At 69.6% G+C, this 19,074-nt stretch carries 17 protein-coding genes; 12 read left to right on the top strand and 5 right to left on the bottom strand.

What is annotated here, in order from left to right:
- The first annotated feature begins 46 nt into the window (after positions 1–46).
- Genes Q9K23_RS23005 through Q9K23_RS22995 form a run of 3 tightly spaced genes read left to right on the top strand, consistent with a single transcriptional unit; the run spans position 47 to position 3,363 of the window.
- Positions 47–733, top strand: coding sequence for a DUF3043 domain-containing protein (locus tag Q9K23_RS23005; protein ID WP_053777387.1), 687 nt, complete (start codon positions 47–49; stop codon positions 731–733).
- A 6-nt stretch (positions 734–739) separates the two neighbouring features.
- Complete coding sequence (cobT, locus tag Q9K23_RS23000; RefSeq protein WP_305950297.1) at positions 740–2,572, top strand: nicotinate-nucleotide--dimethylbenzimidazole phosphoribosyltransferase; 1,833 nt, start codon at positions 740–742, stop codon at positions 2,570–2,572.
- Positions 2,573–2,574: 2 nt separating this feature from the next.
- Positions 2,575–3,363: an adenosylcobinamide-GDP ribazoletransferase gene (locus Q9K23_RS22995; RefSeq protein ID WP_053777388.1), complete on the top strand. Its 789-nt coding sequence runs from the start codon at positions 2,575–2,577 to the stop codon at positions 3,361–3,363.
- A gap of 214 nt (positions 3,364–3,577) precedes the next feature.
- Here Q9K23_RS22995 and Q9K23_RS22990 read toward each other — a convergent pair whose 3' ends face one another.
- Together Q9K23_RS22990 and gcvT are read right to left on the bottom strand one after the other, a co-directional pair.
- Positions 3,578–4,684, bottom strand: a complete 1,107-nt coding sequence (locus tag Q9K23_RS22990; RefSeq protein ID WP_020791195.1) for a branched-chain amino acid aminotransferase — start codon at positions 4,682–4,684, stop codon at positions 3,578–3,580.
- Between the two features lie 61 nt (positions 4,685–4,745).
- Positions 4,746–5,852, bottom strand: a complete 1,107-nt coding sequence (gcvT, locus tag Q9K23_RS22985) for a glycine cleavage system aminomethyltransferase GcvT (protein WP_053777389.1) — start codon at positions 5,850–5,852, stop codon at positions 4,746–4,748.
- A gap of 186 nt (positions 5,853–6,038) precedes the next feature.
- Here gcvT and Q9K23_RS22980 point away from each other — a divergent pair, with 186 nt between their 5' ends.
- The 6 genes from Q9K23_RS22980 to Q9K23_RS22955 all read left to right on the top strand — a co-directional run bounded on the left by Q9K23_RS22980 (position 6,039) and on the right by Q9K23_RS22955 (position 13,089).
- On the top strand, positions 6,039–7,565 hold the full coding sequence (locus Q9K23_RS22980) for a leucyl aminopeptidase (RefSeq protein WP_053777409.1): 1,527 nt from the start codon (positions 6,039–6,041) through the stop codon (positions 7,563–7,565).
- 176 nt (positions 7,566–7,741) lie between these two features.
- Positions 7,742–9,460 carry a 2-oxoglutarate dehydrogenase, E2 component, dihydrolipoamide succinyltransferase gene (gene sucB / locus Q9K23_RS22975; RefSeq protein ID WP_305950296.1) on the top strand — a complete coding sequence of 573 codons (1,719 nt, stop codon included), beginning with the start codon at positions 7,742–7,744 and terminating at the stop codon, positions 9,458–9,460.
- A gap of 6 nt (positions 9,461–9,466) precedes the next feature.
- On the top strand, positions 9,467–10,354 hold the full coding sequence (locus tag Q9K23_RS22970) for a TIGR01777 family oxidoreductase (protein WP_053777514.1): 888 nt from the start codon (positions 9,467–9,469) through the stop codon (positions 10,352–10,354).
- The gene (lipB, locus tag Q9K23_RS22965; protein WP_305950295.1) at positions 10,344–11,183 is read left to right on the top strand and encodes a lipoyl(octanoyl) transferase LipB; all 840 of its coding nucleotides are present in this window, start codon (positions 10,344–10,346) and stop codon (positions 11,181–11,183) included. The genes Q9K23_RS22970 and lipB overlap by 11 nt, the downstream gene beginning before the upstream one ends.
- A complete protein-coding gene (lipA, locus tag Q9K23_RS22960) occupies positions 11,180–12,226 on the top strand; it encodes a lipoyl synthase (protein WP_261977959.1) in 1,047 nt (348 codons plus the stop codon). Before lipB ends, lipA begins: the two co-directional genes overlap by 4 nt.
- 122 nt (positions 12,227–12,348) lie before the next feature.
- Positions 12,349–13,089, top strand: coding sequence for a DUF4191 domain-containing protein (locus Q9K23_RS22955; RefSeq protein WP_053777515.1), 741 nt, complete (start codon positions 12,349–12,351; stop codon positions 13,087–13,089).
- Between the two features lie 203 nt (positions 13,090–13,292).
- Here Q9K23_RS22955 and Q9K23_RS22950 read toward each other — a convergent pair whose 3' ends face one another.
- On the bottom strand, positions 13,293–13,790 hold the full coding sequence (locus Q9K23_RS22950; protein WP_053777516.1) for an RDD family protein: 498 nt from the start codon (positions 13,788–13,790) through the stop codon (positions 13,293–13,295).
- Between the two features lie 391 nt (positions 13,791–14,181).
- On the opposite strand from Q9K23_RS22950, the gene glnA reads away from it, so the two are divergent.
- Both glnA and Q9K23_RS22940 read left to right on the top strand, forming a co-directional pair.
- The gene (gene glnA / locus Q9K23_RS22945; RefSeq protein ID WP_020793444.1) at positions 14,182–15,615 is read left to right on the top strand and encodes a type I glutamate--ammonia ligase; all 1,434 of its coding nucleotides are present in this window, start codon (positions 14,182–14,184) and stop codon (positions 15,613–15,615) included.
- 224 nt (positions 15,616–15,839) lie between these two features.
- The gene (locus tag Q9K23_RS22940) at positions 15,840–16,028 is read left to right on the top strand and encodes a hypothetical protein (protein WP_152972772.1); all 189 of its coding nucleotides are present in this window, start codon (positions 15,840–15,842) and stop codon (positions 16,026–16,028) included.
- A 3-nt stretch (positions 16,029–16,031) separates the two neighbouring features.
- Here the strand turns inward: Q9K23_RS22940 and Q9K23_RS22935 are convergent, their stop codons facing one another.
- The gene (locus Q9K23_RS22935) at positions 16,032–17,624 is read right to left on the bottom strand and encodes an MFS transporter (RefSeq protein ID WP_053777517.1); all 1,593 of its coding nucleotides are present in this window, start codon (positions 17,622–17,624) and stop codon (positions 16,032–16,034) included.
- 80 nt (positions 17,625–17,704) lie between these two features.
- Here Q9K23_RS22935 and Q9K23_RS22930 point away from each other — a divergent pair, with 80 nt between their 5' ends.
- Positions 17,705–18,370 carry a TetR/AcrR family transcriptional regulator gene (locus Q9K23_RS22930; RefSeq protein WP_261977960.1) on the top strand — a complete coding sequence of 222 codons (666 nt, stop codon included), beginning with the start codon at positions 17,705–17,707 and terminating at the stop codon, positions 18,368–18,370.
- Between the two features lie 44 nt (positions 18,371–18,414).
- On the opposite strand, the gene Q9K23_RS22925 is transcribed toward Q9K23_RS22930, so the two are convergent.
- Positions 18,415–19,050 carry a biliverdin-producing heme oxygenase gene (locus Q9K23_RS22925; protein WP_020793225.1) on the bottom strand — a complete coding sequence of 212 codons (636 nt, stop codon included), beginning with the start codon at positions 19,048–19,050 and terminating at the stop codon, positions 18,415–18,417.
- Positions 19,051–19,074 lie beyond the last annotated feature (24 nt).

Here is a 19,074-nt window from a genome sequence, read left to right as displayed (position 1 = left end):
GAGGTCGACGCGGGACGGCAGCGCGGAATCGCCTAGGCTCGAAGGCGTGAAGCTGCCATGGAAGAAGGACGAATCCCCGGCCGACGCCGCGGGTGAGACGTCCGCCGACGATGCGTCGATCGAGGACGCTGCCGACACCACCGACGAGTCCGGGCGAGGCAGCGCCTATACCCCCGGAAAGGGACGTCCGACCCCGTCGCGCCGCCAGTCGCAGGGCCGCAAGCGTGGCCCGGTGACACCGCCGCCGACCACGCGCGCCGAGGCCCGCGCCCGCAAGAAAGAGCTCAAGAGCTCGATGTCCAAGGAGGACAAGCGCAAGCTCAGTGCCGATCGTCGCTCCCAGCGGCTCGAGCAGCGGGAACGCATGATGGCCGGCGAGGAGAAGTACCTCATGCCGCGCGACAAGGGCGAGGTGCGGCGCTATGCCCGCGACATCGTCGACTCGCGCCGCAACTTCGCCGGACTGTTCATGCCGTTCGCGATCGTGCTGATCGTGGTGATGTTCCTGCCGTCGATCGCGGCGTACTCGACCTTGCTGCTGCTGGCCTTCGTGGTCCTGATGGCGATCGACGGCGTGATCCTCGGGCGTCTCGTGAACAGCCGTGTGCGCGAGCGTTTCCCGGACACCACCGACACCGGGATCAAGCTGGGCTGGTACTCCTTCACGCGTGCCATGCAGCTGCGCAAGATGCGCGCCCCGGCCCCGCAGGTCGCCGCGGGCGACGAAGTCTGACCGGCGATGACCACACGCGGGCATCGGACGCTGATCCTCGGCGGGGTGCGATCGGGGAAATCCGATCACGGTGAAGATCTTCTGCGCGCACACGCTTCGGTGCGGTATCTGGCCACCGGCCCGACGCTGACCACCGACACCGAGTGGACGGCGCGGGTCGAGCGGCATCGCGCACGCCGCGGCGACCGGTACACCACCGTGGAGACCACCGCGCTCGCCGACGAGCTGCACGCGCACCCGGACGCGGCGACACTCGTCGACGATCTGGGCAACTGGCTCGCAGCACGTCTCGACGCCACTGGCGCATGGTCGGCCGAGACCGTCGACCGCACCGCCGAGAACTCCGAGTTGTGCTCGGCGATCGACGGTTTCGACGGCGACCTGGTGCTGATCAGCCCCGAGGTGGGTCTGGCGCCGGTACCGCCGACCCCGGCGGGGCGGCTGTTCCAGGATCAGCTCGGGGTGCTCAACGCCGCCGTCGCCGCGGTCTGCGACCGGGTCCTGCTGGTGGTGGCCGGACGGGTCATCGACCTCTCCGACGCCGCGGTCGTCACCCCTGCGACACCGGCGCCCGACGCCGAACTGATTGCCGCACAACCCATCTCGCCCGGACCCGCCACCCCGGAGGCGTCCGCCGCCCCGGTCCCGGTCCCGGTGGCCGCCCCGTCGGTTCCGGTGGAGCTGCCGACCGGTGTGGTGCGCGTCGAGGCCGACGGCCCCGGAGACCGGCCCCGTCCCGACCCCACCGACGCCGAGGTGTTCGGTCCGATCGATCCGCCCGACGAGGCGATCGCCGACGCGGCCCGCGCCCGTCAGCTCACCCTGACCAAACCGGCCGGTTCCCTGGGCCGGCTCGAGGAACTCGGCGTGTGGATCTCGGCCTGCCAGGGCGTGTGCCCGCCGCGTCCGATCACCGCGCCCACCGTCGTCGTCTTCGCCGGTGATCACGGCGTCGCACGCTCGGGTGTCTCGGCATATCCGCCCGAGGTGACGGTGCAGATGGTCGCCAACATCGCCGAGGGCGGTGCGGCGGTCAACGTGCTCGCCGCACGCTCGGGTGCGCGGGTACGCGTGGTGGACATGGCCGTCGACGCCGACACCCCACCACAGTTCGGCACCTACAAGGTGCGGCGCGGCAGTGGCGACCTGCGGGTCACCGACGCCCTCACCCTCGACGAGACACGACAGGCCATCGCGGCCGGCCGGGCGATCGCCGACGACCTGATCGACGCCGGCGCCGATCTGCTGATCCCCGGCGACCTCGGCATCGGCAACACCACGCCGTCGGCCGTCATCGTCGGCACCCTCGCCCGCCGCGAGCCGGTCGAGGTGGTCGGCCGCGGCACCGGCATCGACGATCTCGGCTGGATGCGCAAGGCCGCCGCGATCCGCGACGGCATGCGCCGGGCCCGCCCGCACCGCAACGACCCGCTGCGGCTGCTGGCCGCTGTCGGCGGCGCCGATCTCGCGGCGATGGCCGGGTATCTCGCCCAGGCCGCCGTCCGCAAGACCCCGGCGATCCTCGACGGGGTGGTGGTCACCGCGGCCGCGCTGATCGCCGCCGAACTCGCCCCCGGCGCCACCCGCTGGTGGCTCGCCGGACACCGGTCGGCCGAGCCGGCCCATTCGATCGCCCTGGAGTACCTCGACCTGCAACCGGTCGTCGAGTTCTCGATGCGGCTCGGCGAGGGCACCGGTGCGCTGGCCGCGTTGCCCGCGGTGATGAGTGCGGTGGACGTGCTGACCTCGATGTCGACCTTCGGTGAGGCCGGGGTCAGCGAGAAACCGGCCGCCGACGACGCCCTGGCCGGGACCGAACCCGCCGAGGCGCCCGCCTGACCATGGCCGTCTCGCCGCGTCCGATGGCCGTCGCGTTCTCGTGGCTGACCGTCGTCCCGATCCCCCGTCGGCTCACCGACGGGGAGTTCGACCGGACGCTGGGGGCCGGCGTGATGGCGACCGTCCCGGTGGTCGGCGCCTTCCTGGGAACCGTTGCGGCACTGGCTGCCTGGGGACTGTCGGCGACGGATCTCCCCGGCGCGATGGTGAGCGTGCTGGTGGTGATCCTGCTCGCGGTGGGGACCCGCGGGATGCATGTCGACGGCGTCGCCGACACCGCCGACGGCCTGGGCTGTTACGGCCCGCCCGAACGGGTCACCGAGGTGATGCGCTCGGGCAGTGTGGGGCCGTTCGGCGCGGCGACCGTCGCCGCGATCCTCGCCGTCGACGCCATCGGGTTCGCCACGCTCGCCGGCGCACAACGATGGCTCGAACTGGGTCTCGCCGTCGCCGTGGGACGTCTCGCCGCGGTGGTCGCCACCCGCTGGTCCCTCTCCCCCGCCCACGACAACGGGTTCGGGGCACTCGTCGTCGGCACCCAGAAGATGTCGGTGGCGGTGTGGACGCTGCTGTTCGTGGTCGCGGCCGCACTCGTCGGCGGGTTCGGCGCGCACGACTGGTTCGACACCGCCGGCGCGATCCGGGCCGTGGTGGTTGTGGGCGTCGTCGTCGCGGCGATGTGGCTGTTCACCCGGCACTGCGCACGGCGGATGGGCGGGATCACCGGCGACGTGATCGGCGCCGCGATCGAACTCGGGACGACGATCGCCGTGATCGGCCTGCTCGTCTGAGACGTCGGCGCCGACGTCTGCCGACTCCCGAAGGGGCCCGGCATCTTTCGGCGATCGAACCGGCCCGGAGTGCCACGCCGTACCCTGCCCGGCTCCCCGCACCTCCCGACACCACCACAGACAGAGAAGGTGACCGGGCACGAGGCCCGGCCACCTTCTCTGTGGTGAAATCTGTTCTGCGGTGAAATCTGTTCTGCGGTGAGCTCGCCGGCGGCTACGGCCGGTACAGCTCGGTCATCCAGCCGTGGGTGTCGGCGAACTTGCCGCGCTGGATGCCGGTGAGGGTGTCGCGCAGGGCGAGGGTGACCTCGCCGGGGGTGCCGTCACCGATGGTGTAGTCCTCGGTCTCGCTCTTCACGTGACCGACCGGGGTGATCACCGCGGCGGTGCCACAGGCGAAGACCTCGGTGATGTCGCCGGAGGCGACGCCCTTGCGCAGCTCCTCGGTGCTGATCTTGCGCTCCTCGACCGCGAATCCGGCGTCGGTGGCCAGCATCAGCAGCGACTCCCGGGTGATGCCGGGCAGCAACGAACCGGTGAGTTCCGGGGTCACCAGGCGGGCGTCGGCACCCGACCCGAAGACGAAGAACAGGTTCATGCCGCCCATCTCCTCGATGTAGCGACGCTCGAGCGCATCGAGCCAGACCACCTGGTCACAGCCCTTCTCGGTGGCCTGCGCCTGCGCGAGGAAGGAGGCGGCGTAGTTGCCGCCGCACTTGGCGAAGCCGGTGCCGCCGGGGACCGCACGCACGTACTCGGTGCACAGCCACACGCTGACCGGCTTGATGCCCCCGGAGAAGTAGGCACCGGCGGGCGAGGCGATCACCGAGTAGCGGTACTCCGATGACGGTGCGTTGACACCGAGACCGGCCTGCGAGGCGAACATGAACGGCCGCAGGTAGAGCGACGACTCGCCGCCGGCCTCCGGCACCCACGCGTTGTCGGCGGCGAGCAGGGCCTTGAGGGAATTGAGGAAGTCCTCGACCGGCAGGGCCGGCATGGCCAGACGTGCGGCCGACTGCTGCATCCGCAGGCCGTTGGCCTCGGGGCGGAACGCGGCGATCGAACCGTCGGCCTGACGGTAGGCCTTGAGTCCCTCGAAGACCTCCTGGCCGTAGTGCAGCACCATCGCCGACGGATCGAGTGCGATCGGGCCGTAGGGAGTGACCTGCGCGTTGTGCCATCCACGCGCCACGTCGTAGTCCACCAGCACCATGTTGTCGGTGAAATGCTTGCCGAAACCGGGCGCGGCGAGGATCTCGGCACGCTGCGATTCCGACACCGGATGGGGATGCTCGGTGCGGGTGAACTGCAAGGTCATGAGGTGATCCTACCGCCGGGCCGATCGGCCCCTTCTCCGACGTCGCATCAGCGCCGGGGTGTCACACGTGCGACTCGACGAACGGCGGCAGGACCACCTCACACGGCAGCGCGCGTCCACGGACGTCGACGACCACCTCCGCGCCCTTCGTGATCCCGGACGCGGTGTCGATGAGCGCCAACGCGATTCCCTGCTTGAGGGTCGGCGAGAAGGTGCCCGAGGTGCACACGCCGACGGTCGCGCCGTCGGCGGTGCGGACCTCGCAGTCGGCGCGCGGCACACCACGGCCGGTGGCACGCAGTCCGTAGAGCCGGCGCGCCGGGCCGCTCTGCTTCTCGGCCAGCAGGGCGTCGCGGCCGAAGAACGCGGGCTTGTCCCAGCCCACCGCCCAGCCGCTGCGGGCCTGGTTGGGGGTGATGTCGGTCGACAGTTCGTGACCGTGCAGGGCGTAGCCCATCTCGGTGCGCAGGGTGTCGCGGGCGCCGAGACCGGCCGGCTGCCCGCCGAAGGCCCGCACCTGCTCGAGCAATGCGTCGAACACCGGTCCGGCGTCGGCCCAGCGGGGCAGCACCTCGAAGCCCTTCTCCCCGGTGTAGCCGGTACGGCACACCCGCACCGGGAACGTGGTGTCCCCCGCGGTGAGGTCGGCGTCGGCGAAGGCCATGTACTCCATGTCGGTGGGCAGGCCGACGGCGGCGAGCACGTCCGCACTCTTGGGGCCCTGCACCGCGAACACCGCGTACTCACGGTGCTGATCGGTGATCGTGATGCCGTCGGGGGCCACCGCCGCCAAGGCCGCCACCACCGTGGCGGTGTTGGCCGCGTTGGGGACCAGAAACACCTCGTCGTCGCCCACCAGGTAGGTGATCAGGTCGTCGATGACACCGCCGGACTCGTTGCAGCACAACGTGTACTGCGCCTTGCCGGGACGGATCTTGGCGAGATCGGCGGTGAGGGTGGCGTTGATGAACTCCGCCGCGCCCGCACCGGCGACCAGCGCCTTGCCGAGGTGGCTGACGTCGAAGATGCCGACCGCCTCGCGCACCGCGGTGTGCTCGGCGACGGTTCCGGCGTAGGAGACGGGCATGTCCCATCCGCCGAAGGCGGCGAAACTCGCTCCGAGGGCGGCATGACGATCGGCGATGGGGCCGGCGAGAAGCTCACTCATGGGCCCCAACCTACCTCTCCGCCCACCGGCGCCGCGGGCGAGGCGAGTGCCCGTGTCGGGGCCCCGCACCCCCGGCGCACCCCGACACCGGAATCCCCGGATTCCGCGCACACCGACCGGCGGTGTCCGCGCACCGCCAGACCACACTCACCCACCACCCGGCGCCGCGGCCATAAGATGGCCCAGGTGAGCAAGAACGAGAGCGCCGATCGCACGCGCGGACCCCAGATCACCCTGTCCACCTCACTCGATTCCGCCGACGAGGCCCTCGTCGTCGGGCTCATCGCCGCGGCGCCGGATTCCGACGACGCACCCACCCTGCTGCTGGCCGCCGACGTCCTCGACGACGCACAGGCCGCCGCGATCAGCGGGGCGCTGGTGGCGGTCGGGGCCGGCGGATCGCACGGCGAGGTCACCCGGATCGCCGCACCGGAGTCCCTCGGGGTGTCGGTGGTGGTGGCCGTGGGTCTCGGTGACGAGGCCGCCGTCGACGACGACGAGAAGGTGCGTCAGGCGGCCGGCGTGGTGGCTCGTGAACTCGACGGGTTCAGCACCGTCGCCACCACCCTGGCGGCGGCCGCACTCGCCCCGGCGGTCGAGGGACTGTTCCTCGGCGCCTACCGGTTCGACGAGTTCCGCTCGGCCAAGTCCGAGCCGAAGAAGTTGCCGCCCACCACGATCCACCTGCTCACCGACGACACGGGCAAAGCCGTCAAGGCAGACCTCGCCCATGCGGTGGCCGTGGCCGACGCCGTGGCGATCGCCCGCGACTTCGTCAACACCCCGCCGAGCCACCTCTACCCGGAGGAGTTCGCCGAGCGTGCCCGGGCACTGGGCGCCAAGGCCGGCCTGAAGGTGGAGATCCTCGACTTCGCGTCGCTGGAGAAGGAGGGCTACGGCGGCATCGTCGGCGTCGGCAAGGGCAGCTCGCGGCCGCCTCGGCTGGTGCGCCTGACCCATGCGGGCAAGAAGTCGGCCAAGAAGGTCGCCCTCGTCGGCAAGGGCATCACCTTCGACACCGGCGGCATCTCCATCAAGCCCGCCGCCAACATGGACCAGATGACCTCCGACATGGGTGGTGCGGCCGCGGTGATCGCCTCCACCATCCTGGCCTCGCGCCTGGAGCTCGAGGTCACCGTGACCGCGACCGTCCCGATGGCCGAGAACATGCCGTCGGGGACCGCGCAGCGTCCCGGTGACGTGCTCACCCAGTACGGCGGCACCACCGTCGAGGTGCTCAACACCGACGCCGAGGGCCGCCTGGTACTCGCCGACGCGATCGTGCGGGCCTGCGAGGACGAGCCGGACTACCTGATCGACACCGCCACCCTGACCGGTGCGCAGATGGTGGCACTGGGCACCCGCACCCCCGGGGTGATGGGCACCGACGAGTTCCGCGACCGGGTGGCGGCGCTGTCGGCGGAGGTCGGCGAGAACGCCTGGCCGATGCCGCTGCCGGCCGAGCTTCGCTCGGACCTCAAGTCGCGGGTGGCCGATCTCGCCAACGTCACCAATCACCGCTGGGGCGGCATGCTCTCGGCCGGGCTGTTCCTCAAGGAGTTCGTCGCCGAGGGCGTCGAGTGGGCCCATGTCGACATCGCCGGTCCGGCGTTCAATTCGGGCGGTCCGTGGGGTTACACCCCCAAGGGTGGTACGGGCGTACCGGTCCGCACCATCGCCCGCGTCCTCGAGGACATCGCCGCCAACGGCTGACCGCCGACGCTTTTCCCACACACGACACGTCGCCCGGGGCGGCTACGGGTAAGGTTTTGCCGTGGGTACGCGGCCAACCCGTCGCACGCCCCGGGACCCACGGCGCACACACCGTCCACCCGCACGTCCCACCCGCACGTCGAAGACCCACACGTCGAGTTCAGGAGCTAACAGCAATGGCCTTCTCCGTCCAGATGCCCGCCCTAGGTGAAAGCGTCACCGAAGGGACAGTCACACGGTGGCTGAAGGAGGAGGGCGACACCGTAGAGGTCGACGAGCCCCTGCTCGAGGTGTCCACCGACAAGGTCGACACCGAGATCCCGTCCCCCGCGGCCGGCGTCCTCGTGAAGATCGTCGCCCAGGAAGACGACGTCGTCGAGATCGGTGGCGAGCTCGGTGTGATCGGCGACGCCGGTGAGGCGCCCGCCGAGACCCCCGCCCCCGCCGCAGAACCCGCAGCCGCAGAGCCCGCCTCAGAGGCCCCGGCCGCAGCCGCGCCCGCTGCAGAGGCACCAGCCGCAGCACCGGCCGGCGCCGGTACCGATGTCCTGATGCCCGAACTCGGCGAGTCGGTCACCGAGGGCACCGTCACCACCTGGCTCAAGGCCGTCGGCGACACCGTCGCCGAGGACGAGCCGCTGGTCGAGGTCTCCACCGACAAGGTCGACACCGAGATCCCGTCCCCGATCGCCGGCACCCTGATCGAGATCGTCGCCCAGGAGGACGACGTCGTCGAGGTCGGCGGCCGTCTGGCCGTCATCGGTGACGCCTCCGCGGTCTCCGCCCCGGCCCCCGCCGCACCGGCTCCCACCCCCGAGCCCACCCCGGCACCCGAGCCCGTCGCGGCTGCCCCGGCACCCGAGCCCACCCCGGCTCCGGCCGCCCCCGCAGCACCGGCACCGGCGGCATCCACCCCCGCAGCCGAGCCCACCGACCTGCAGTCCACCCCATACGTCACCCCGCTGGTGCGCAAGCTGGCCGCCGAGAACGACATCGATCTCGCGAGCCTGAAGGGCACCGGTGTCGGCGGCCGTATCCGTAAGCAGGACGTGCTCGCCGCCGCCGAGGCCAAGAAGGCCCCGGCCGCCGCTCCGGCCGCTCCCGCTGCTGCTGCGGCCACCCCGGCTGCCGCCGCGTCGACGGCCTCCGAGGTCAAGCCCGAGCTCGCCGCACTGGTCGGGACCACCCAGAAGATCAACCGGATCCGTCAGATCACCGCGAAGAAGACCCGCGAGTCGCTGCAGACGTCGGCGCAGCTCACCCAGGTGTTCGAGGTCGACATGACCAAGATCGTCCACCTGCGCAAGGCGGCCAAGGAGTCGTTCCGGGCGGCCGAGGGCGTCAACCTGACCTTCCTGCCGTTCATCGCCAAGGCCGTCGTCGAGGCACTCAAGGCGCACCCGAACGTCAACGCCTCGATCGACGAGGACCGCAAGGAGATCACCTACTACGAGAAGGTGCATCTGGGCATCGCCGTGGACACCGAGCAGGGCCTGCTCTCGCCGGTGATCCACAACGCCGACGATCTGTCGATCGCCGGGCTCGCCCGCGCCATCGCCGACATCGCCGCGCGTGCCCGCAGCAACGGCCTCAAGCCCGACGAGCTGGCCGGCGGCACCTTCACCATCACCAACATCGGCAGCCAGGGCGCCCTGTTCGACACCCCGATCCTGGTGCCGCCGCAGGCCGCCATGCTGGGCACCGGCGCGATCGTCAAGCGTCCGGTCGTCATCACCGACGAGGAGGGTGACGAGTCGATCGCCGTGCGGTCGATGTCGTACCTGCCGCTCACCTACGATCACCGCCTGATCGACGGTGCCGACGCGGGCCGCTTCCTGACCACCGTCAAGAAGCGCCTCGAGGCGGGTGCATTCGCCGCCGAGCTCGGCCTGTAGGACACGATGCAGGTAGCCATCGCCGGTTCATCGGGGCTGATCGGTTCGGCCCTGGTGACCGCGTTGGAATCCACGGGACACTCCGTTCGCCGCCTGGTGCGGCGTGAGGTCTCCGGACCCGGCGAGTACAGCTGGGATCCGGAGACCTTCGGGGTGCCCGACCACGCGCTCGACGGCGTCGACGCCGTGGTCTCCCTGGGTGGCGTCGGGGTGGGCGATCAGCGCTGGACCGGGCGGTTCAAGCAGGAACTGCGCGACTCCCGGATCACCCCGACCACGGTGCTCGCCGAGGCCGTCCGCGACGCCGGGGTCCCCACCCTGATCAGCGCCAGCGCCACCGGCTTCTACGGCGACACCGGTCCCCGCGTGGCCACCGAGACCGACGGTCCCGGTGCCGGATTCCTGGCCGACCTCACCTGCGACTGGGAGGCCGCCGCCACCGACGACGCCGGCCCCGACACCCGGGTGGTGCTGTTGCGCACCGCCCCGGTGATCGCCCCGCACGGCGGCCTGCTCGGCCGGCTGCGGCCACTGTTCCGGCTCGGACTCGGCGGGTCGATCGGCAACGGCCGCCAGTACTTCTCGTGGATCTCGCTGGTCGACGAGGTCCGCGCGATCGAGTTCCTGCTCGACTCCACGATCGCCGGCCCGGTGAACCTGTGCACCCCGGCCGCGATCCACTTCGCCACGTTCGTCGACGCGCTCGGCCGGTCGCTGCACCGCCCGACCCTGCTCGGTGTGCCGCGGTTCGCGGCCCGCGCGGTCGGCGGCGACATGATCGAGGAAATGGTTTTGTTCTCCCAACGCGTTGCACCCGGTGTGCTCACCGACAACGGCTTCACCTTCACCCACCCCACCATCGCCGAGGCATTGGAGTACGCCAATGCCCGCTGACACCGTCACCGATCACACCGCGATCGCGGCGTCGTCGCTGCGTCGGTCGGCGGAACCGATCGAGAACCGGCGTCTGGGCGTGGTCGACTATCGCGACACCTATGACCTGCAGCACCGGCTGGCCGGTGAGCGCGCCGACGGCACCCTCGACCACGACGTGCTGCTGCTGCTCGAGCACCCGTCGGTCTACACCGCGGGCAAGCGCACCGAGGACGCCGACCGCCCCACCAACGGCGCCGAGGTGATCGACGTCGACCGCGGCGGCCGGATCACCTGGCACGGCCCCGGGCAGCTCGTCGGCTATCCGATCGTGGCGCTCGCCGAACCCCTGGACGTGGTCGAGTACGTCCGGCGGATCGAGGGCGCGCTGATCGCGGTATGTGCCGCACACGGTGTCACCACGACCCGCGTCGAGGGTCGCTCCGGGGTGTGGGTCGTCGACGAGCCCGGCACCGTCCATCCGTCCGGGCAGGCCGAACGCAAGCTCGGACAGATCGGAATCCGCGTGGCCCGTGGGGTCACCCTGCACGGATTCGCCCTCAACGTGAACCCCGACATGTCGGCGTTCGAGGCGATCGTGCCCTGCGGGATCGCCGACGCCGGGGTGACCTCGCTGAGCCGTGAGGCCGGTGTCGAGCTGAACATCGACGACGTCCTCGACGAGGTGGCCGCCGCCGTCGCCGCCGCCCTCGACCACCCCACCGGAACGGACCAGCCCACCGGAACGGACCAGCCCACCGGTACGGACCAGCCCGCCGCACCGGACCATCAGACCGCATTCGACCAGCCCGGGACCTCCACCGTTCCGGGCGTAGCATCGGAGCAGTGACCGTGTCACCCGAAACCCGCACCACCGATACCCCCACCACCGCCCCCGACGGACGCAAACTGCTCCGTCTGGAGGTGCGCAACGCGCAGACACCGATCGAACGCAAGCCCAACTGGATCAAGACCCGCGCCACGATGGGCCCCGAGTACACCGAACTCAAGGGCCTGGTGAAGCGCGAGGGCCTGCACACGGTGTGCGAGGAGGCCGGCTGCCCCAACATCTACGAGTGCTGGGAAGACCGCGAGGCCACCTTCCTGATCGGTGGCGAGCAGTGCACCCGACGCTGCGACTTCTGCCAGATCGACACCGGTAAGCCCACCGAACTCGACCGCGACGAACCCCGTCGTGTCGCCGAGAGCGTGCAGGCGATGGGTCTGCGGTACTCGACGATCACCGGCGTGGCCCGCGACGACCTGCCCGACGAGGGCGCCTGGCTCTACGCCGAGACCGTCCGCGCCATCCACCGGCTCAACCCCGGTACCGGTGTGGAGAATCTCATCCCGGACTTCCACGCCAAGCCCGACCTGCTGGCCGAGGTGTTCGACGCCCGGCCGGAGGTGCTCGCGCACAACCTGGAGACCGTGCCGCGCATCTTCAAGCGCATCCGGCCGGCGTTCCGGTACGAGCGGTCCCTCGACGTGCTGACCCAGGCCCGTGACTTCGGTCTGGTCACCAAGTCGAACCTGATCCTCGGCATGGGCGAGACGCCGGAGGAGGTGCAGTCGTCGATCGTCGACCTGCACGAGGCCGGGTGCGACATCCTCACCATCACCCAGTACCTGCGTCCGTCGCCGCGGCACCATCCGGTGGAGCGTTGGGTCAAGCCCGAGGAGTTCGTCGAACACTCCGAGTTCGCCCAGGAGATCGGTTTCGCCGGGGTGATGGCCGGACCGCTGGTCCGCTCGTCCTACCGTGCCGGCCGTCTCTACGCCCAGGCGATGGCCCATCACGGCCGTGAGATCGCCCCGGCACTGGCCCACCTCGCCGACGAGGGCTCGGCCAGCCAGGAGGCGTCGAGCCTGCTCGCCCGCCTGGCGCGCTGACCCCGACCCGCATCGAGCGGGGTGTCCCCGACCAGGGGCCGGCTCCCAGCGGGCCACCGACTTCGGCGCCCGGTCTGCCCACGATTTCGGGCAGGCCGGGCGCCGCACGTATTCTAGGAACCATGGCAAAGGCGCAGGCGAGCAAAGAGGCCAAGCAGGCCGCGAAACAGGCCCGCAAGAAGGCTTCCAAGGAACGTCGCCAGCAACTCTGGCAGGCGTTCCAGATGCAGCGGAAAGAAGACAAACGTCTGATTCCGTACATGGTCGGCATCTTCGTGCTGATCGTGGCCGTGTTCGTGCTGCTCGGTGTGTTCATCGGGTCGATCTGGCTGTTCATCCCGATCGGTGTGGTCCTCGGCGTCCTGGCGGCGTTCATCCTGTTCGGCCGCCGCGTGCAGAAGAACGTCTACGCCAAGGCCGAGGGCCAGCCCGGTGCGGCCGGCTGGGCGTTGACCAACATGCGCGGCCAGTGGCGGGTACAGCAGGCGGTCAGCGGTAACGCCCACCTCGACGCCGTGCACCGCGTGATCGGCAAGCCCGGCATCATCCTGGTCGGCGAGGGTTCACCCGCCCGGGTCAAGACGCTGCTGTCGCAGGAGAAGAAGAAGGCGGCCCGCGTCGTCGGCGACACCCCGATCTACGAGATCATCGTCGGCGACGCCGACGGTCAGGTGCCGCTGTCGAAGCTCGAACGCCACCTCAACAAGCTGCCGTCGAACGTCGACCGCAAGCGGATGGAGACCCTCGAGGGCCGCCTGTCGGCGCTCGGCGGCCGTCAGCCGGGCCCGGGCATGCCCAAGGGCCCGATGCCGGCCGGCGCCAAGATGCGCAGCATGCAGCGCACCGCACGCCGCAAGAGCTGATCTGTTCCACACATACCGACCGGGCCCGTCTTCTCCACGAAGACGGGCCCGGTTCGTATATGTGGCTGTTGTGTGATGTGTCGCGGGCCCGCCGGGGGCGGTCAGAATGGCGGTCCGACGCGTCGGCTGCTCGCCCGCTGCTGCCCCCTTGACCGGGGCGCGGGTTCATCCGTCCCCGCTCCCCCGTCCGGACGGGAGCGGGCTCAGCGGGTACGGATGATCGCGGTCTGGGTGGCGCGATCGTGCAGGGCGCGCCCGTTGTAGTCGTTCATCAGCGCGGGCACCAGGAAGACGATCAGCAGCTGCCGCATGAAGGCCCGGATGATGCCCACCGCCGCGACGGGTACGTCACCGGCGACCTCGGCGGCCATCCGCTCGGGGCCGTGGTCGACCCGGGCCACGCGCAGCCCCACCACGAACTGGCCGGGGGTGAAGCCGAACAGGCTGACGGTGAACACGCCGATGACGAACCAGGCGGCGAGTACGGCCAGACCCATGTTGGGTGAGCCGAAGCCGACGAAGATCATCGAGATGCCGCCGCCGATCAGCCAGTCGACGAGCAGGGCGACGGTGCGCGTCCACCCGCCCGCGAGCGAACCGGGCCCGATCTCCGGGAGACCCAGGTCTGCGCCCCGGTATTCGATATCGGGGTTGTGTCCGGATTGTGGACCCGACAGCCAGGAACCGGTCACCTTTCCCATCGGTACCGCCGTCCCGGGCCGTACCCGCTCGTGTCCGTCACCAAACTCATGCACTCCATGGTAAGGGTCCGCCGAACGGGGGCCGGCCGGGTCCGGATGCGCCCCTGACGTCGCCGGTCCCGGCACTTCTGCCGCGCTGTGGAGGCGGATGCGGAATAGTGGCATGCGGTGACGGCGTCGACGCACCGAGGCGGGCAGCATCCCGAGAGTGACGAAGATCTGGAGCTGTGTAACACAGGGGAAACACTGCCTTGACGCGCGGGCAACGTCACGTCCATACGGTTCAGACTGAGATCCGCTGGGGATTGCGCGGCGGGCCAGGAGAGTCAGGCCTCATACACCCGGGTGTGCGAGGCCGGGCCCCGATAACAGTTAAAGGAGTCACCGGACGGTGTACAGCAGCAAAGAGGAACTACTCGAAGGAATCAAGAAGGAGGGTGTCGAGTACGTCGACATCCGCTTCTGCGACCTGCCCGGCGTCATGCAGCACTTCTCGATCCCGGCGTCGGCATTCGACGAGTCGGTGTTCGAGGAAGGCCTGGCGTTCGACGGTTCGTCGGTGCGCGGCTTCCAGTCGATCGACGAGTCGGACATGATGCTGCTGCCCGACCCGGCGACCGCGCGGATCGATCCCTTCCGCAAGGCCAAGACGATGAACATCAGCTTCTTCGTCCACGACCCCTTCACCCGCGAGGCCTACAGCCGCGACCCGCGTAACGTCGCCCGCAAGGCCGAGGACTACCTGGCCTCGACCGGCATCGCCGACACCTGCTTCTTCGGTGCCGAGGCCGAGTTCTACATCTTCGACTCGGTGTCCTTCGACTCGCAGATGAACGGCACCTTCTACGAGATCGAGTCGGAGTCGGGCTGGTGGAACACCGGCTCCCCGACCGATCCGGACGGCAGCCCCAACCTGGGCTACAAGGTCCGCCCGAAGGGTGGCTACTTCCCGGTCGCGCCGTACGACCACTACGTCGACCTGCGCGACGAGATGTCGACCAACCTGACCAACGCGGGCTTCATCCTCGAGCGTGGACACCACGAGGTGGGCACCGGCGGCCAGGCCGAGATCAACTACAAGTTCAACACGCTGCTGCACGCGGCCGACGATGTGCTGCTGTTCAAGTACATCATCAAGAACACCGCGTACCAGAACGGCAAGACCGTCACCTTCATGCCGAAGCCGCTCTTCGGTGACAACGGCTCGGGTATGCACGCCCACCAGTCGCTGTGGAAGGACGGCAAGCCGCTGTTCCACGACGAGGCCGGCTACGCGGGCCTGTCGGACCTGGCGCGATACTACATCGGCGGCATCCTGCACCACGCACCGTCGCTGCTGGCGTTCACCAACCCGACCATCAACTCCTACAAGCGTCTGGTCCCCGGTTACGAGGCCCCGATCAACCTGGTCTACAGCCAGCGCAACCGGTCGGCCTGTGTGCGTATCCCGATCACCGGCAACAACCCGAAGGCCAAGCGCCTCGAGTTCCGTTGCCCGGACAGCTCGGGCAACCCGTACCTGGCGTTCGCGGCGATGATGATGGCCGGCCTGGACGGCATCAAGAACAAGATCGAGCCGCACGAGCCGGTCGACAAGGACCTCTACGAGCTCCCGCCGGAGGAGGCCAAGAACATCCCGCAGGCCCCCACCTCGCTGGCCGCGGTCATCGACCGCCTCGAGGAGGACCACGACTACCTGACCGCCGGTGGCGTGTTCACCGAGGACCTGATCGAGACCTGGATCGCGCTGAAGCGTGAGAACGAGATCGAGCCGGTCCAGATCCGTCCGCACCCGTACGAGTTCTCGCTCTACTACGACTGCTGACGATCCGCGGCGCACCGAGTCGCCGTGATCGACCAGGATCGGCCCACCGGATTTCCGGTGGGCCGATCTTTTTCGTTCGGTCTGCCACTTCTTGCGCTCCGCCGGATTCGATTCGCGAAATGGGGGGCAAATTGGGCTCCGAGTACTGTTAAGAGATTGTGAAAGGCGCCACGCGGGACCTTGTCCCCTCACCTACTCACAGGTCAGCACGTATTGTCCTTTTCATGTCCCCTCGTATGCTCTTTGTCGAAGACCTTGCCCCCGGCGACCGGATCAGCCTCGACGGATTCCACGGTGTGGTCCGTAAGCAGGTGCCGCACGGCGCCGATCAGCGCCTCGTCGAGTTCGTGCACAGCTCGGACAATCGCAACGAGATGATCTTGCAGTCCGGCTCCAAGGTCGAGGTTCTCTGATACTCAGGAATCGGCCCGAGAATCGATCTCGGGCATATTCCGGGCAGTATCCGACACCTTTTCCGAGTTCTGGATCAGCTGATCATTTTCTGCGCGATCCCGGTTCTCCCGCCCGGGTGCGGTATACGTCGCCCAGATCACCAGGATCGCCGTCGACATCAGGACCGCCGCACCGGTCCACGCCGCCGCCGTCATCCCGGTGACGAAGGCATGCCGGGCGGCATCGAGGACGTCGGCGGCCTCGGCGCCGGGCATCGAACCCGCCGAACCCGAACCCACCGAGCCGACCGCTCCGGCCAGGCTGCGTCCTGCCTCGACCGGGCCCAGACCTGCCGGGAAGGCCGTCCGGTAGACGACGTTGACCACGCTGCCGAGCACGGCGATCCCCAACGCCCCGCCGAGTTCGCTGGAGGTCTCCAGCAGCCCTGACGTGGCCCCGACCCGGTCCCTCGGCGCCACCCCGATGACGTGATCGGCGACCACCGACGTCGTCGCGACGATCCCGGCGGCCAGCATCCCGGACGCGACCAGGACCACCACCAGCGAGTGCTGTCCGGTGAGCCCGGCCAGTACCGCATATCCCGCCGCGCCGAACACCAGACCTGCGGCCATCACCGCCGGGCGCCCCCATCGGCCGGCCACGATCGCCGCCGCCGGTGCTGCGAGGGCCACCGCCACCGACGGCAACACGCTCCACAACGCGGCGACCAGCGGATCGAGACCGAGCACCGACTGCAGATACTGGGTGACCAGGATCGAGTTGCCCAGCAGGGCGAACATGCAGATCAGGTTGGTCCACACCGACACCGAGAACCGGCGGTCACCCAACAAGCCCAGGTCGACCAGCGGGTCGGCGAGGCGACGTTGACGCCAGACGAACACCACACCCACGACGATCCCGGCGAGCAACGCCGCCGATGCCCCCCAGGACCATCCGTCCGCGGCGAACTCCTTGATCGCATAGACCGTCGGCAGCACCGCACCGAGGGCGAGGACGGCGCTGAGCACATCCACCCGACGCGCCGGGTCGGCGGTGTCGCCCGGGAGCAGGATCGGGGCGACCACCAGCAGCGCGAGCATCACCGGGATGTTGATCAGGAAGACCGATCCCCACCAGAAGTGCTCGAGGAGGAGCCCGGAGATGATCGGGCCGAGCGCCACCCCGCCGGCGAGGACGGCATTCCAGGCCGCGACCGCCTTGGCCCGATCGGCGTCGTCGTCGAAGACATGCCGGATCAGGGCGAGGGTCGAGGGCATCAGTGTGGCGCCGGCGATCGCGAGGACGGCCCGCGAGAGGATGAGCATCTCTGCCGACGTCGACAGCGCCGCGAGCAACGATGCCGCGCCGAATCCTGCCGCACCCCACATCAGCAACCGGCGGTGACCGATCCGGTCGGCGAGCGAACCCATCGTCAGCAGGAGTCCGGCGAGGACGAATCCGTAGATGTCGAAGATCCAGAGTTGTTGTGCCGGTGACGGTTCGAGGTCTGCTGCGATGTAGGGAACCGCGAAGAACAACACCGAGACGTCCATCGAGACGATCAGCATCGGCAGACAGAGCACCGGAAGGGCCATCCAGGGGGATCGAGCGGTCATGACCACGCACCGACGACACCCCGCGGCGCGGACCCAAACCCACGCTGACCATCCACGACATCGCCGGCGCCGCGGTGGAGGTGGCCGATGCCGAGGGCTGGGAGGCGGTGTCGATGAAGGCGATCGCCGACCGCGTCGGGCTGACCGCGATGTCGCTGTACCGCTACGTCGACAGCAAGGACGACATCATCGACCTGCTCGTCGACGAGGCGCACGGCCGCGCCCCCGACGACCTGATGCGCACCGGCGACTGGCGTGCGCAGATCACCGACTGGGCGGCCGCCTACGCCACGCGGCTGCGGAAACGCCCCTGGCTCAGCGAGATCCCGATGACCCGGCCACCGGTGGGACCCAACACGCTCTCGTGGACCGAGGCGGGCGTGCGGGCCTTCACCGACACCGCACTGAGTGGGCAACAGAAGATGAGCGCCCTGCTGCTCGTGGACGGATTCGTCCGCCAGCACACCCGGCAGGCACTACAGATGGGTGAACTGCCGCGGCGGGCCGACGGCCACCTCGCCGACGACGCGAGCGGGGCGGCAGCAGATCCCGCGAGCGGACCCCACATCGACTACGACGCCGTGGTGGCGGGCCTGATCGACGCCGAGCACTACCCCGCGCTCAGTGCCGCGGTGTCGGCGATGGGTGCCGGCCCCGACGACGACTTCTACCGTGAGCAGCTGGATTTCGGGTTGCAGGTGATCCTGGACGGGCTCGCCGGATTGATCACCGCTGCGGCCAGATAACGGGCCGCCGGCGGGACCCGGACCGGTTGCTTGCGCTCGGTCGCTCAGGCGCCGGAGAGATCGCCGAACAGTGCCTGGTTGTGGCCGAAGGCGTCGACGGCCTCGGCCAGGAGACGCTCGACCGCGGCGTCGTCGATCGGCAGCGCGTCGAGGCTGTCGCGGTAGGCGTCCTTGTATCGCTTGAGCTTGTCGATGTCGAAGTCGTAGAAGCTCAGCGCCTCATCGCCCACGCCGTAGTTCTGCCGCATCTTGTGCGCGACCACCTGACCACCGCTGAGGTCCCCGAGGTAGCGGGTGTAGTGGTGGGCGACGTAGCGCGCCGGGTCGTCGCGGGTGGCCTCGATGGCGTCGACATACCGGGAGACCGCGGGCAGCGGGGTCACCGCGTCGGCGTCGACGCCCAGGGCCGCGAGGTCGGCACGCAGCCGCGGGACACGGCGCAGGATCTCGTCGTGGACCGCGTCGACCACCGGGTCTCCGGCCAGCTCGTCACCGACCTCCTCGAGCGCCCGGTAGACGAAGTACAGCTGCCCGGTCAGTCGGGCATACGCCGCGACATCGAGCCGACCCGACAGGAGATCGCCGATGAATGGCGAGTGTTCGGCCTGTTCGTGCGCGACCGCGGTGGCCTCACGTAGTCGTGCAGAGACCGTGGTCGAGGGATCGGAAAGAGAAGTCATGGCGTCCCAGTGATACCACTTCGT

The sequence above is a fragment of the Gordonia sp. NB41Y genome, from assembly GCF_030718915.1.
GTDB classification, from domain to species: Bacteria; Actinomycetota; Actinomycetes; order Mycobacteriales; family Mycobacteriaceae; genus Gordonia; species Gordonia desulfuricans.
This window is presented reverse-complemented; position numbering and strand designations above follow the sequence as displayed.